This window comes from Streptomyces sp. NPDC029044, from assembly GCF_040637495.1.
Taxonomy (GTDB): Bacteria; Actinomycetota; Actinomycetes; order Streptomycetales; family Streptomycetaceae; genus Streptomyces.
The window spans coordinates 1-15004 of the sequence record NZ_JBEZWN010000017.1 but is presented as its reverse complement, the minus strand read 5'-3'; the positions used below and the strand labels follow the sequence as shown (position 1 = coordinate 15004).

General features: G+C 70.7%; 13 protein-coding genes. 10 read left to right on the top strand and 3 right to left on the bottom strand.

The features are described from left to right. Positions 1–58 precede the first annotated feature (58 nt). From AB0E85_RS16505 to AB0E85_RS16465, 9 genes are all read left to right on the top strand, one after another. Positions 59–472, top strand: coding sequence for a phosphopantetheine-binding protein (locus tag AB0E85_RS16505; protein ID WP_361927109.1), 414 nt, complete (start codon positions 59–61; stop codon positions 470–472). Further along, positions 444–1001 carry a holo-ACP synthase gene (acpS, locus tag AB0E85_RS16500; RefSeq protein ID WP_361927106.1) on the top strand — a complete coding sequence of 186 codons (558 nt, stop codon included), beginning with the start codon at positions 444–446 and terminating at the stop codon, positions 999–1001. Before AB0E85_RS16505 ends, acpS begins: the two co-directional genes overlap by 29 nt. A gap of 33 nt (positions 1002–1034) precedes the next feature. Continuing rightward, positions 1035–2315 carry a beta-ketoacyl-[acyl-carrier-protein] synthase family protein gene (locus AB0E85_RS16495; RefSeq protein ID WP_361927103.1) on the top strand — a complete coding sequence of 427 codons (1281 nt, stop codon included), beginning with the start codon at positions 1035–1037 and terminating at the stop codon, positions 2313–2315. After that, positions 2312–3646, top strand: a complete 1335-nt coding sequence (locus AB0E85_RS16490; protein WP_361927100.1) for a beta-ketoacyl-[acyl-carrier-protein] synthase family protein — start codon at positions 2312–2314, stop codon at positions 3644–3646. The genes AB0E85_RS16495 and AB0E85_RS16490 overlap by 4 nt, the downstream gene beginning before the upstream one ends. A gap of 38 nt (positions 3647–3684) precedes the next feature. Further along, entirely contained in the window at positions 3685–6051 is a 2367-nt protein-coding gene (locus AB0E85_RS16485; RefSeq protein WP_361927097.1) for a beta-ketoacyl-[acyl-carrier-protein] synthase family protein, read from the top strand. Continuing rightward, positions 6048–7142, top strand: coding sequence for a 3-oxoacyl-[acyl-carrier-protein] synthase III C-terminal domain-containing protein (locus AB0E85_RS16480; RefSeq protein ID WP_361927095.1), 1095 nt, complete (start codon positions 6048–6050; stop codon positions 7140–7142). Before AB0E85_RS16485 ends, AB0E85_RS16480 begins: the two co-directional genes overlap by 4 nt. A 93-nt stretch (positions 7143–7235) precedes the next feature. Then, positions 7236–8240: an aldo/keto reductase gene (locus tag AB0E85_RS16475; RefSeq protein WP_361927093.1), complete on the top strand. Its 1005-nt coding sequence runs from the start codon at positions 7236–7238 to the stop codon at positions 8238–8240. Between the two features lie 45 nt (positions 8241–8285). After that, positions 8286–9491: an FAD-dependent monooxygenase gene (locus tag AB0E85_RS16470; RefSeq protein ID WP_361927091.1), complete on the top strand. Its 1206-nt coding sequence runs from the start codon at positions 8286–8288 to the stop codon at positions 9489–9491. A gap of 42 nt (positions 9492–9533) precedes the next feature. Next, a complete protein-coding gene (locus AB0E85_RS16465; protein WP_361927088.1) occupies positions 9534–10415 on the top strand; it encodes an ester cyclase in 882 nt (293 codons plus the stop codon). Positions 10416–10529: 114 nt separating this feature from the next. Here AB0E85_RS16465 and AB0E85_RS16460 read toward each other — a convergent pair whose 3' ends face one another. The 3 genes from AB0E85_RS16460 to AB0E85_RS16450 all read right to left on the bottom strand — a co-directional run bounded on the left by AB0E85_RS16460 (position 10530) and on the right by AB0E85_RS16450 (position 13329). Then, positions 10530–11618, bottom strand: coding sequence for a nucleotide disphospho-sugar-binding domain-containing protein (locus AB0E85_RS16460; protein ID WP_361927086.1), 1089 nt, complete (start codon positions 11616–11618; stop codon positions 10530–10532). Between the two features lie 17 nt (positions 11619–11635). Further along, the gene (locus AB0E85_RS16455) at positions 11636–12448 is read right to left on the bottom strand and encodes an AfsR/SARP family transcriptional regulator (RefSeq protein ID WP_361927083.1); all 813 of its coding nucleotides are present in this window, start codon (positions 12446–12448) and stop codon (positions 11636–11638) included. Between the two features lie 257 nt (positions 12449–12705). Beyond that, complete coding sequence (locus AB0E85_RS16450; protein ID WP_361927081.1) at positions 12706–13329, bottom strand: dTDP-4-dehydrorhamnose 3,5-epimerase family protein; 624 nt, start codon at positions 13327–13329, stop codon at positions 12706–12708. 154 nt (positions 13330–13483) lie between these two features. Here AB0E85_RS16450 and AB0E85_RS16445 point away from each other — a divergent pair, with 154 nt between their 5' ends. Then, positions 13484–14929, top strand: coding sequence for an NDP-hexose 2,3-dehydratase family protein (locus AB0E85_RS16445; protein ID WP_361927078.1), 1446 nt, complete (start codon positions 13484–13486; stop codon positions 14927–14929). Positions 14930–15004: the final 75 nt, after the last annotated feature.

Below are 15004 nucleotides of genomic sequence, written 5' to 3'. Positions count from 1 at the left end.
GCCGCAGCACCGCGGCCGTACCGCACCGGCACTTTCCACGAAAAGGGAGAACACCGATATGTCGTACGGGGAAAAGGACTTCGGCGCGATAGTGCAGAAGGCGGTCGCCGACGCTCTGGGCGTCGACATCGAGGAGGCCGTGCCCGAGGCCACTCTGCTGGGCGACCTGGACGCCGAGTCCATCGACCTGCTGGACATCCTGTTCCGCGTCGAGAAGGCCTCGGGCGTGAAGATCAAGGTCTCGGACATCGCCGAGCTGCTCCAGGGCGGCATACCCGACGAGGAGTTCGCCGACGAGGACGACATCATCAACGAGGTCGGCCTTGCCCAGCTCAAGAAGTGCCTGCCGCAGATCGACGTGCAGGAACTCGCCGGCAAGCTCACGGCCGACGAAGTCCTGACGCTGTTCACCGTGCAGAACCTCACGGATCTGGTGGCCGAGCGTGCTGCGCTCGCGCCCGCGGCTGCGTGAGCCGGGGGCGGGGCGGTCACCCGAGGGCCCCGCGCCGCCGCCGCTGCGGGTGAGGACCGGCATGGACCTGGCCGAGGTGACCCGGGTCGAGGATCTGATGTCCTCACAACCCGAACTCAGGGAACGGGTCTTCACCTCTCGCGAACTCGCCTACTGCTACCGGCGCAAAAGGGCCGGCGAGCACCTGGCGGCCCGGTGGGCCGCCAAGGAGGCCGTGCTCAAGAGCCTCGGGACCGGGATGGGCCGGGGCATGGAGTGGACGGACATCGAGGTCGTCAACGATCGCGCGGGACGGCCACAGGTGCGGCTGTACGGCGAGGTCGAAGCCGTCGCCACATCCCTCGGGATGCACCACATCGACCTCTCCCTGAGCCACAGCGGAGGGCTCGCCGTGGCACACGCCGTCATGGTGTGCCTGCCCGGCACTCCCGGCCCCGCCTTCGAACCGGAGCCGTCCGCCGACCCGGCGGCGGCCCCGAGACCAGATCGCACACATACGGCAGAAGGAGACGATCACTATGAGGCTTGACGGCCGAAGGACTCTGCGGGCGGAGGCGCCGCGATGAACCGCAGGGTGGTCGTCACCGGCGTGGGCGCCGTCACGCCCCTGGGCAACGACGCACCGAGCACCTGGCAGGGACTGGCCGAAGGGCGCAGCGGGGTCGGAGAGCTGACGACCATCGACACCACCGGCTTCGACGTCACCATCGCCGGCGAGGTCAAGGACTTCCACCTCGCGGAGTCGGTGCCGGACTCGGTCGGACTGCGGCATCTGCTGCGGCCCGGGACCTTCGGTGTGGGCGCGGCATGGGAGGCGCTGCGCGACGCGGGGGTGGGCAAGGAGACCTACGACGGTTCGGACATGGGCGTGGCGATGGGCGCCTGTGTCGACCGTCCCGATCTGCAGTGGCTCGTGGACGTCGGGGCGCTGCGCGAGAAGACCGGCAGGGACGACGCGTTCACCACGTACGCGCCCTCCGACTCCCTGGCCTACAGCCAGAACATCGCTGCCGCGGCCATGGCCCGGATGCTGGACGCGACCGGCCCGATGCTGGGCGTGTCCACCGCCTGTTCGGCCTCCGGGCACGCCATCGGTGAGGCCTTCCGCTCCCTCCAGGAGGGCGACGCGACGCTGATGCTCGCGGGGGGCTACGACTCCCTGACGACCTGGCTCGACGTGCTGTGCTTCGGGCTGCTCGGGGCCCTCACCAAGGAGTACAACGACGATCCGGAGCGGGCCAGCCGCCCCTTCGACGACAAACGTTCCGGGTTCGTCCTCGGGGAGGGCGCCGTCGTCCTCGTCCTGGAGGAACTGGAAGCCGCCAGGGCCCGCGGGGCACACATCCTCGCCGAGGTCCTCGGCTACGGCACCAGCCTGAACGCCTGGCGGATGACCGACTCGCCGCCCGACGGCACCGGGGCCATCGAGTCCATCCAGTCGGCGATCGCGGACGCCGGTCTCGAACCGTCGGACATCGACTACGTCGTCGCGCACGGCACGAGCACCCCGGGCAACGACCTGTCGGAGACCACGGCGATCAAGAAGGTGTTCGGCGATGACGCCGAGCGGCTCCTCATCAGCTCACCGAAGTCGATGGCCGGCCATCTCACCGCCGCATCCGCCGCGTTGAGCGTGCTGACCGCGATCGGCGCGATCAACAACGGCCTTGTGCCGCCGACCATCAACCAGGAGACGCCCGACCGCAGGCTCGGCCTCGACTTCGTCCCGAACACGGCGCGCCAGCAGGAGGTGCGGCACGCCCTCATCAACGCGTTCGCCTTCGGCGGCACCAACATCGGGCTCGTCGTCGGGCGCTACGAGGAGGAGGGAGCACAGCGATGACGACCTCACAGCGAAACGGACACACGCCGCAGAGCGACGACGGGCGCCAGGTCGTCGTCAGCGGCATCGGCCTGCTGACCGCCCTCGGCGAAGGACCCGATGCCAACTGGAAGGCGCTGGTGTCCGGCGAGAGCGGGATCGGTCCGATCACGGCCTACGACCCGTCGCCGCTCCAGACCCGGCTCGGCGGTGAGATGGCCGGCTTCGACGCGGCCCGGTTCGCCACGAAGCGCCAGCTGCGCACCATCAACCGCGGTGACCGTCTCGCGCTCGCGGCGGCCCGCCTCGCCCTCGACGACGCCGGTCTCGCGCACAAGCAGGCGGGCGGCGAGGAACTCGGCCACCGCGCGGGCCTGTACCTGGGCGGCAACAAGTCGCTGGGCCGCATGGAGCAGCTGATCGACGAGCTGAAGGTCATCCGCCGTCCCGACGGCACAGCCGACCTGGCGCATCTCGCGCGGCACGGCGACGCCATCATGCCGCCGCTGTTCTTCGTCGAAGGGCTGCCGGCCGGTGCGGTGTTCAACATCTCGCAGACGTACGGGATCCGTGGTTCCAGCACCTTCTTCGCCGGCTACGCCGACGCGGGCGCGAACGCCATCGGGCGCGCGATGCGCGCGGTGCGCCGCGGGGACGCCGACGTGGTGCTCGCAGGCGGCTACGACGACGCCACCAGCTGGTGGTCGATGACGCTGCTCGACCGGCTCGGTGTGCTGACCACCCGTAACGACCTGGGACAGGCGGCCTACCGCCCCTTCGACCGCGACCGCAGCGGCGGAGTCCCCGGTGAGGGTGCGGCGCTGCTCGTCCTTGAGGAGAAGCAGTCGGCGCTCCGGCGCGGGGCCCGTATCTACGCGGAGCTGACCGGCTACGGCGCCGGTCACGACGCCCGTACGCCCCCGGCGTCCGACCCCGAGGGCCGCGGTCTCGCCCGTGCGGTCCGGCGCTCCCTGGCGGATGCCCGGGTCGCCGCGGACGACCTCGGCTACATCGCCGCCGACGGTGCCGGAACCCGGCTCGGTGACCGCGGCGAGGCGGCGGCCCTGCGCACCGCACTCGGTACGGCGGCCGGATCCGTGCCGGTGAGCACCGTCAAGCCGCAGACCGGTCATCTCGTCGGCGGCGGAGGTGCGTTGAACGCCGCCGTCTCCGCGCTCGCCCTGCACCACGGGGTGGTGCCCGCGACACTCAACCTCGACCGCGTCGACCCGAAGTGCGCTCTTGACCACGTCAGGGGAAGCGCGCGGGAGTCACGGCCCCGGCATGCGCTGGCGCTGGCCCGTGGCATCGAGGGGCAGGCCGTGGCGCTGACACTGTCGAGGCCCTCATGAGCGGCCGAGCGGCTCGGGCCGCAGAAGGAAGCGAACCGATGGCGGACGCCGCCGAGCGGACCGTCGGGGTCGTGATCGCCTCAGTCGGTGCGATCACCCCGCACGGCGCTTCGGCCGAGGCGCTGTGGGAAGGGGTGCGCGCCGGGCAGGTGGCGGTGGCACCGGTGCGCCGGCTGCCCATGGACCAGTACCAGACGAGCGTCGGCGGCGAGGTCACCGAAGCGTGCAAGCCGGCCTACGACTACGCTCCCGGCCCCGACACCCGTGACCTCTCCCTCGACTACGCGCTGACCGCCGCCGAGGAGGCCATGGCCGCCTCACGGCTCCGGGTCGGCGTCGACCTCCCGGCCGAGCGCTGGGGTGTCGCCTACGCCACCTGCCACGCCGGCTGGCGCAGCGCCGAACTCGCCCTGCGCGAGGTGCAGGAGGGCGCCGTGCCCGACTGGCACCGCTACACCTACGTACCGCCGCAGGCCGGAGCGGAGGCGCTGTCCGCCGCGTTCGGCCTCAAGGGCCCGGTGCTCAGCGTCAACACGGCCTGCGCCTCCAGTGCGCACGCGCTGGCCCATGCCCTTGAGGTGATCCGGTCGGGTGCGGCGGACGCGATGCTCGTCGGCGGCAGCGATGCCTTCACCGAGTCGGCGTTCGCCGGGTTCAGCAGCCTGTGGTCGCTGTCCCCGCAGGCCGCCGCCCCCTACTCCAAGGACCGGTGCGGACTGTCCCTCGGCGAGGGCAGCGGGATGCTGGTCCTGCTGTCGCGCGAGACGGCCGAGCGCACCGGCGCCCCGGTCATCGCCGAGCTGCTCGGCTACGGTCTGTCCGCCGACGGCTACCACCCGACGGCACCGCTGCCCGGGGGCGAGGGCGCGGCCAAGGCGATCCGTGCGGCCCTGTCCTCCTCGGGTCTCGCCCCCGACGACATCCGGTACGTCAACGGGCACGGCACCGGCACTCCGAAGAACGACTCGGCGGAGAGCAACGCGGTGCGTGCCGCGCTCGGTGCCGCAGCGGAGAAGACGGCCCTGTCGAGCACCAAGTCGATGATCGGCCATCTGCTCGGCGCGGCCGGTGCGGTGGAGGGCATCGTCACGGTGCTCGCCCTGCGCGACCAGGTGGCGCCGCCCACCGCGACCTGTGTCGGTCTCGATCCGCAGTGCGGACTCGACCCGGTGGCGGGCAAGGGCCGTCCGATGGTCTTCGACTCCGCGCTGTCCAACAACTTCGGGTTCGCCGGCGCCAACGCGACCCTCGCCTTCACCCGCCCCGGCGGCCCCGGCGCCCCGGCTCCGGCCGCCGCCCCGGACGACATCGTGCTCACCGGGTTCGGTGTGATCACCTCGGCCGGCGAGGGGGCCGAGGCGCTCTGGGAGGCCTACGCGGCAGGCCAGGGGCCAGGGGTGGAGGAGGACGGACTGCGCCTGGCCCGTGTGGAGTTCGACCGTTCGGCCGCGGGCAGCGCCCGCGAACGCCGGCGTATGGACAAGGTCTCCCAGCTCGCCGTGGCCGCCTGCCGCGCCGCCCTCCGCCACGCCGGTGCGGACGGTGACGAGCCTGCCCTTGACGCGACCGGCGTGGTGCTCGGTACCGGGATCGGGCCCATGGAGAGCGCCGAGCGCTTCACCGTCCCGGTGCTGACCGAGGGTGCGCAGGCCGCGAACCCCGCCGTGTTCCCGAACACCGTGTTCAACGGCGCGGCCGGCCACGTCGCCATGGCCCTGGGCACGAAGGGGCCCACCTCGACGCTGACGTCGGGGCACGCCGCGGGTGCCGCGGCCCTGGGTGTCGCGTACGACCTGCTGCGTACCGGGCGCGCGGAGCGTCTCCTGGTACCGGCGGTGGAGGCGTTCTCGCCGGCCACGCTCGACGCGTACCGCAGCATCCCGCTGTTCGGTTCGGCGGCCGGGCGCCGCTACACGCTCGCCGAGGCCGGTATCGCGCTCGTCCTTGAGCGGCGGTCGAGTGCCGAGCGGCGCGGCGCCCCGGTGCACGCTGTGGTCCTCGGTCACGCCACGGCGTCGGACGCCTGCGGCATCGGCCGCTGGGACCCGTCGGGCGACGGTGTGGAGCGGGCGATGCGCCAGGCGCTGCGGGGCTGCGGACTCGCACCGCACGACATCGACGCCGTCTGGGCGAACGCAGCGGGGCTCGCGGCCGCCGACCGGCCTGAACTGGCCGCTGTGGGACGGGTTTTCGATCTCGGCCGGGTGCGTTTGGAGACTCCCAAGCGGCTGCTCGGCGAGCCGGTCGGCGCGGGCGCCCATCTATCGGCGGTCCTCGCGGTCGGTGCCTGGCGCGCCGGCGCCACGGCCCGTCCCGTCCTGGTCAACAGCTCCTCCCTCGGCGGCACCCACACCTCGCTCGTCCTGTCCCCCGCCCCTCTGACCGGAACGGAGTCCGGCCGATGACCACCGCGTACGACGTGAAGATCCTCTCCACGGGCGGCTATGTGCCCGGCGATCCGATCGACAACGCCACGCTGGAGAAGTACGTCGGGCCGCTCCCGGACGACGTACTCGCCGGCATCCAGGTCAAGACCCGGCACTGGATGATCGACCCGGACACGGGTGAGCATCTGATCAACAACAGCCGGATGGCCGAGCATGCCTCACGGCAGGCCCTGGAACGGGCCGGTGTGGAGCCCGACGAGCTCGACCTGATCGTGGTGTGCACGGCCACACCGGAGTACACGCTGCCCAACGTCGCCACCACGCTCCAGCACTACCTTGGCCTGGAGAGCGTCGCCGCGATCGAGCTCCGCGGGGCCTGTGCGGGCTGGGTGCAGGCGCTCGACCTGGCCCGGCGGCAGCTGGCCGACGGCACGGCGCGCACCGCCCTCGTGGTGGGCAGCGAGGTCGGATCCCCGATTCTGGCGCCGCTGTTCCTCGGCAAGGACCCCGAGCGGGTCCGGATGCGGGACCGGCTGACGCTGTACACGTTCGGCGACGGTGCGGGGGCCGTGGTGCTGCGCGCCGAGCCGTCGGACGAAACAGCCGACGCCTTCGCCTACGTCAACGCCTGTGTGGGCGGCCTGCGCAAGCCCGGTATGGAGATCATCGGCGGCGGTACCGATGTGCCGCAGGCGGAGCAGCTGAAACGGCGCCAGCTGATCCAGATGAAGGTGGACGTGCCCGGTACCTCCACGTTCGGGCCGCAGGTGTTCGTCCGCGCGATCCAGGAGATGGCACGCAAGGACGGACGCGCGCTCGACGAGTTCGACGCGATCGTGCTTCCCGAGGGCAACGCCGACTACTTCGCCGAGGAGTTCGCGTCCGCGGGTATGCCGGCCGCGGACATCAAGGCGCTCGAAGGCCGGATCGTGGAGAACCTCGCCGATGTGGGAGCCACCGGTTCGGCCGCGGTGCCGCTGTCCCTCGACGCGGGCTGGACCTCGGGGCGCATCCGGCCCGGAGACCGGATCGTGGTCCTCGGCATCGAGGCCAGCAGGTACATCTACACCGGTCTTTCGCTGACCTGGCATGCGGCGTACGCGGGTTGAACGAACCACCGCCCCGCCCCTCCCCTCCCCGGCTCACTCATCACCAGCACCTCAGTCATCTCACTCATCAGTCGTAATTTCAGGAGGCATCAAGTGGCACTCAACACCCGCAGGCTGGGGACGTCGTCAGCGCTGGACGTCTCGGCCCAGGGCCTCGGTTGCATGGGTATGACGTTCGGGTACGGCGACGCCGACGCGAACGAGGCGCTCGCCACCATCGACCGGGCGCTCGAACTCGGCGTCACCCTGCTCGACACCGCCGACATGTACGGTCCGCACACCAACGAGGAGCTGATCGGCCGTGCCGTCGCCGGGCGCCGCGACAAGGTGGTGCTCGCCTCGAAGGTGGGCAACGAGATCGGTGACGACGGCCAGTTGACCTGGCGGATCAACGGCCGCCCCGATTACATCCGCAAGTCGATCGAGGGAACCCTGCGCCGGCTCGGCACCGACCACCTCGACCTCTACTACCTGCACCGGGTCGACCCCGACGTCCCGATCGAGGAGAGCTTCGGCGCGCTCGGCGAACTCGTCGGGGCAGGACTCGTGCGGCACCTGGGCATCTCCGAGGCGGCGCCCGCGACCATCCGGCGTGCCCACGCGGTGCATCCGCTGACCGCCGTACAGACCGAGTACTCGCTGTTCACGCGCGATGTCGAGGTCAACGGCGTCCTCGACACCGTGCGCGAGCTCGGCATCGGCTTCGTCGCCTACAGCCCGCTCGGCCGCGGCTTCCTGACCGGCACGATCCGCGACACCTCCGATATCCCCGAGGGCCTGGACTTCCGCCGTATCGCTCCGCGTTTCAAGGACGAGAACATCCGGCAGAACCTGCCCGTCGTGGACCAGCTGAACGATCTCGCCGCAGCGGCAGGCACGACCGTCGGCCGCCTCGCGCTCGCCTGGGTGCTCTCGCGCGGCGACGACGTGGTCGCGATCCCGGGCACCAAGCGGCGCCGGTATCTGGAGGAGAACATCTCCGCGTCCGACGTCGAGCTCTCCGCCGACGTCCTTGCGGCGATCGACAGGATCGCCCCGTACGGCGTCACGGCCGGCAACCGCTACCCCGACAAGGAGATGGCCTCCCTGAGCCGCTGAACCACCGCCCGAGCGCCGTCCGCCCCGACCTTCCTGGAGAAGAACATGTCTGCTGCAACACCTCGCCCGGTACGCCGCGTTCTCATCGCCGGCGGCGGAATCGGCGGTATCGCCACCGCCCTGGCCCTGCAACAACAGGGCATCGAGTCGGTCGTCTTCGAACGCGCACCCGCCCTGCGTGACGGCGGGGCCGGACTGCACATCTGGACCAACGGCATGCTCGCACTCGCGGAGCTCGGGGTCGCCGACCGGATTGCCGCGATCGCCCCCGCCCAGGAGGTGTGCCACTTCGCGACCTCGACCGGACGGCCGATCGGGCAGTATCCCGTGGGCCAGTTCGTCGAACGCTACGGTCAGCCCACGGTCGCCATCGGCCGCTCCGAACTGCACGGCATTCTGCGGGACGCGGTGCACGCGCCGATCGTCACCGACGCCGAGGTCACCGGGTTCACCGAGCACGAGGACGGGGTGAGTCTGCACTTCGCGGACGGCACGTCCGCGGAGGGCGATCTGCTGGTCGGCGCGGACGGTGTCCGGTCCGCCGTGCGCACCGGTCTCTTCGGCCACCAGCCGCCCGACTACACCGGGTACATCGCCTGGCGCGGTCACGCCGAGCTGTCACCCGAGGAGTTCCCGCCCGGCACCTTCCAGGCCCTGTTCGGTCAGGGAACCCGCTTCACGTACTACGACATCGCCCCCGGCGTCGTGCACTGGATGAGTGTCGCCAACGGCCCCGCGGGAGGCCGCGACGAGGGCACACCCGAGCAGACCCTCGACATGCTGCGCGCACGGCACGCCGGCTGGACCGATCCGGTGCGGCAGATCCTCGACGCCACGAGGCCGGAGAGCATCCTGCGCGGCGACGTCCTGGACCGCAAACCCGACTCGGTGTGGGGACGCGGCCGGGTCACGCTGCTCGGCGACGCGGCGCACGCCATGAGCTTCAACATCGGGCAGGGCGCGTGCGTGGCCATCGAGGACGCCCTGGTCCTGGCCGGCCATCTCGCCGCACCGGGCGTCGACGTCAGCGCGGCGCTGCGTGCCTACGAGGCCGAACGGCAGGAGCGCACACGGCCGATGCAGCTGCTCGCCCACCGGATCGGTGTGATGGGCGCGATCGAGAACCGGGCCGCCGTCTGGCTGCGCGACAGGGTCCTGAGTCTCGTCTGGAACCGCACCTTCGAGTCGACCGAACGCGATCACGTCGCCTACGGCAAGCGGTGGAAGTCCGCCGCGACCACCACTGCGTGAGCACCTGCGTACCCGTCCGAACAGAGCAGAGAGGACAGCGTCATGACCACAGCGGCGATCGCCCACCCGGTACGGACGGTCTGGGAGAGCACCGAGGAGCGGAACAAGGCGACCATCCTGCGCGTCTTCACCGAGTTCATCAACCAGGGCGACTTCTCGCTCGTGGACGAGCACTACCGGCCGGACATCATCGACCACGCGGGGCTGCCCGGCGCACCCGACGGCGCCGAGGGCGTGAAGTACACCATCGCCGGACTGCGTGAGGCCTTCCCCGACTTCAACGTCACCATCGAGGACATCAGCGCGCACGACAACATGGTCGTCATCCACAACACCTGGCGCGGCACCCACCTCGGCGAACTGCTCGGCATGGCGCCCACCGGACGTTCGTTCCTCTCCCTCGGCATCGTCATCTGGCGTTTCGACGAGGAGGGCAGGATCGCCGAGCGCTGGGAGCACGGGGTGTCGTCCAACATGTTCGCCGCGCTCGGCATGCGGATGATGGCGCCCCGCAAGGGTGGCCGGCGCAGCGTGCAGGGTGCGCGTTCCGTGACCCGCACGGTGCCGCTGAGGACCGCCAAGTACGTGGCCTGGCACCGGCTCACGGCCGACCTGCAAGGGCCGCGCCGACGTGAGTACGAGGCGTCACGGCGCAGGCTCAGGATCACCAACGAGGTGCTCCGTATCGACCCGCGGCCCGACGGTGACCATGTGATCGTGCACTTCGAGACTCCCGACCCGGAGCGGACCAGGAAGCGCTGGGCGGAGTCGACGCACCCCTTCGACCTGTGGCTGCGTGAGCAGATCCTCGACATCCACGGTGAGGATCCCTGGTCGGGACCTGCCACGTCCTGCGAGTCGGCCGGTCTTTCCTGGTCACTGCCCGCACGGCTCACCCCGGACCGACCCGAAGAATCCCGCTGACCGGCGTACGGTCTGCCGACCGGTGGTCGAGCCGTCCTCCAGGGCAGGCCGGCAGACTGGGATTCCCCCCGAGCGACGGGCTCGCGCCGCACATCCCCCGCCGGCGCGGGCCCGTCAACCTTCCTGGCGGATCTGCTCCAGGCCTTCTCGCCGGCTCTCCGGCCGGCTGTCCCGCCGGACTTCCTGCCCGGCCTCCGTTCGGCCACCCCGCACATCCTCCTGCCGGCCGCCTTGCCTGCCTTCCTGCCGGCCGCCTTGCCTGCTTTCCTGCCGGCCGCCTTGCCTGCTTTCCTGCCGGCTGAGAAGCGCCTCGATGCCCGGCACGAGGTCGGCGGGCGTCGGCATACGGGCGATGCTGGTGCCCAGCTGGGCGGCTGCGGGCAGCACCCGGCCGCCGTTGACCAGCTCGGCGATGTGGAAACGCAGCCGCAGCATGCTGACGCTGTCCGTCGGCTCGTCGCCCGTCAGACAACGGCCGATCCCGGCCTGCTCGATCAGCTGCCCGGCCCGCTGCTCCTCCTGACCGGCCGGCAGCACGAGCTGGGAGACCCCGAACCGGGCAGCCGCGTACACGACCCCCTCGTCCCCTCCGTGCACGACGAGGACGCTGCCCCGCAGCACCAGACTCCAGGGATGGTCATCGCCGTTCAGGACGAGGAGTTGCATACCGAGGCTCTCGACGGCTTCGGCGACCCGGTGGAACAGCCGTGCACGACGCCGGTCCTCGGGCCGGGTCCCGGTCGGCATCCCGGTGATGCAGACGCGCGGAAGCAGGGGCAGCTCGGTGAGCCACGGTGTCGGCTGTCCGGGCAGTTCGTAGGCCTGGCAGCTCACCGGCCAGGCATCGGGTTCGGGCCGTGCCCTGATCAGCGCAGGACAGGGGTCGATCCAGACGGTCGGCTGCGGCGGCAACGGCTCGTGGACATAAGGAAGATAGGCGGCCGTGGGCACTCCTGCCCCGGCCGCCATCGCTGTCGAGTCGGTGCACAGCGGGTCGTAGACCACCAGATCGGGGCGCCAGGCCCGGCTGAACCGATACGGATCGGCAAGCACGGGGACGAGGCCGGCCTTGGTCACGCGGTGCCGGGCCCGCGCCGCGCAGGTGAAGCGGACCTCGTGGCCGGCCGTCTGCAGTTCCCTGGCGAGCAGCACCAGACGCAGCACGGCCGGCATGCCGAGGCCCGCGGAGAAGAGCACGCGCACGAATCCTCCCAGGGCAATCAGCGCGTGAAGCGGTCGAGCACCCGCGTGGTCCCCGCGTCCGCGTCCAGCACCGGATCGCTGCCGAGCACGGCCCGCTGGAGCTGCTGCAACCGCTGTGAGGGCTCGATGCCCAGCTCCTCCACCAGATGGGTGCGCAGATTCCGGAAGACGTCGAGGGCCGCGGAGGGCCGCCCCGCGCGGTAGAACGCCACCATGGACTGGGCGTGCAGCCCTTCGTGCAGCGGGTGCCTCGCGGTGAGCGCGGTGAGCTCGGTGAGCACCTCGGCGTGGCGGCCGAGCCGCAGCTCGACGTCGATCCGCCGTTCGAGGACTCCGATCCTGCTCTCCTCCAGGCGCATCGCCTCGATCTCGAGGAGCGGTCCCGTGCGCACGTCGACCAGGGCGGGCCCCCGCCACAGGGCGAGAGCAGCACGGAACAGGTCGGCGGCGCGCTGGTCGTCGCCCTGGTCGAAGGCGCGCTGACCGAGCGAGGAGAGACGGTCGTGCTCGTGCGCGTCGATGTTGCCCGGGTCGGTCTGTAGCAGATAGCCGCCGTGCCGGGTGAGGAGCAGTTCCTTGGAGCCGCCGGGCTCTCCGTCGAGCGCCTTCTCCATGCAGCGCCTGAGCTGGAGGATGTAGGTTTGCAGCGTGGTGAGCGCGCTGCGGGGCGCGTTGTCGCCCCAGATCTCCTCCATCAGCGCGGAAACCGGCAGGACCTGGTTGGCATAGATGGCGAGCAACGCCAGGATCTGCCGCGGCTTCGCCGCCGTGGGCAGAATCGGAACACCGTTCAGCTCGGCGTCCAACGAACCCAGAACGTAGATTCGCATGCGGCCGGCCCCCTTGTCTGTGTCGTGTGACCTCGAATCTGCCACGGTGGCTGTTTTGATGACAGTGCGTGATTCCCCGCTGTCCGGTGGCCCGTTCCCAGTCGGGGACGTGAGGGATTCATGGTCCACAGGAGGGCCTTCGAACAACGGGGACGCAAAAACCGATGGCCGCCCGGGCATGCCCGAGGCCCCGCGTGCAGGGGGGCACGCGGGGCCTTTGGGTCCGGCGAGGGGAGGGGCGCCGGATATGTGGTGGTTCAGTCGGGGGTGGGCGGTGCCTGACCGTACTGCGCGAGGCATTCCTCGTAGGAGGGCAGGAGACCCTTCGCCAGCGCCTCCGCCGCGGTGGGCGCGGCGAGGTCGTCGTCGGTCATCACCGGCGCCTCGGTGAGCCCCCAGGGCAGGTCGAGTTCGGGGTCGAGCGCGCTGACCGTGTAGCCCGCACCCGCCGTGTACGGCAGCGAACTGTGGCAGACGACCAGCGTGTCGTCCTCAAGGGCGAGCCAGGCATGGCCGAGCCCTTCGGAGACGAACACCCCGGACTCGTTGCGGTGGTCGAGCCAGACCACCGCATGCCGGCCGTAGTCCGGCGACCCGACCCGCAGATCCACGACGACATGGAGCGCGGCGCCGCGTACACAACCGAACAGCCTGGCCCGGCCGTTGTCGCCGGCCGTGCCGTGGATGCCGCGCAGCACCAGACGGCGCGCGGCCGACATACTGCTGTAGCGGATCGCGAAAGGACGCCCGATGGCCTCCTCCAGGTAGTCCTGGCGGAATGCCTCGTAGCGAACCACGTTCTCGTCCTCGACCGCCCGCGGCGCGAGGAGGAACGCGCCCGGCAGGGCGAGTTCACATACTTCCAGACCACTGGACTCCATGCCGACGACGGTAGCCCCCGGCACTCAAGACCTCCTTGAGCAGTGCGGGCGCACGGCCTTGGAAGAGCCTCAAGGCCGTCTCCAGTTGGAGGCGATCGGGGTGCAGGAGGGTTCGTGACGTGATGTCCGCGTACGAGCCCGAAGGAGCAACTCGATGACCACGACCGCGAGTTCAGCGAGCCTCGCCGAATACTGGATCGAGGTCGACCGCCTGGCGAAGCATTCCGAGACGGCCGCCGACACCGGTGCGCGCCTCGCCCGGTCCGCCCTGACCACCGACAGCGCCGTCACACCCAATGCCGAGTTCCACAGCTGGTTCACCGCGCAGCGCCGCTCCAAGCGCTACGAGGTGCGGCGTGTCCCGTTCTCCGAGCTGGCCGGCTGGCACTTCGAGGACGACACGGGCAATCTCGTGCACGGGAGCGGACGGTTCTTCTCGGTCGAGGGACTGCACGTGCGTACGTCCTGGAACGGACAGGAGCGCAGCTGGACGCAGCCGATCATCAACCAGCCCGAGATCGGCATCCTGGGCATCGTGGTCAAGGAGTTCGACGGGGTGCTGCACTGCCTGATGCAGGCCAAGATGGAACCGGGCAACCTCGACACCGTGCAGCTGTCCCCGACCGTGCAGGCCACCCGGAGCAACTACACGGGGGTGCACAGGGGGTCCAGCGTGCGCTACCTGGAGCACTTCATCCCCCCCTACGAGGACGGCCGGGTCCTGTTCGACTCCCTGCAATCGGAGCAGGCGGCCTGGTTCCTTCGCAAGCGCAACCGGAACGTGGTGGTCGAGGCGGTCGGTGACGTCCCCGGGCACGAGGACTTCGTCTGGCTGACCCTCGGGCAGCTCTACGGTCTGCTGCACGAGGACAACGTGCTGAACATGGATGCCCGTACCGTCCTTGCGCAGATCTCCCTGCCCTCCGACCACGGACGCCCGCTGCACTCGACAGGAGAAGTGCTCGGCCGTATCACCGAGGTGAGGGCGCGACGCGAACTGGTGCAGCGCTCCATACCACTGGCCGACGTCGGGCAGTGGCGTCGCGGGGAGGACGAGATCGCCCATGTGGACGGACACCACTTCAGTCTGCTCGCCGCGGACATACGTGCCACGAACCGGGAGGTCACCCACTGGTCCCAGCCCCTGCTCGCCCCCAGCGAGCAGGGGCTCTCCGCGTTCCTCGTCCGCCACGTCAACGGTATGCCGCACCTGTTGGCACAGGCCGGTACGGAGGCCGGGGTCCTCAACGTGTGCGAGCTGGCGCCGACCGTGCAGTGCCAGCCCGGCCACGCGATGTCCCTGCCCCCCGAGGCCCGGCCGCGCTATCTGGACCTCGTACTCGACGCGCCGCGCGACCGGGTCCTCTTCGACTCGGTGCAGTCCGAGGAGGGCGGCCGCTTCCACCGTGCGACCAACCGCTATCTGCTGGTGGAGGCCGGCGAGGAGTTCCCGCTCGACGTGCCCGAGGAGTTCATCTGGGTGAGCGAGGCGCAGTTCGCCGAGCTCCTCCAGCACAGCAACTACGTGAACATCGAGGCACGCACGCTGGTGACGGCGCTGCGGGCGACGAGGGCGGTGCGGGGCGACATCCCGCGCTGAGCACGCACACGGACGTCGGCGCGGTGACCGGGGACGAGAGCGCCGAACTGCCCGAGGCGCTGCACGACGTGGCCC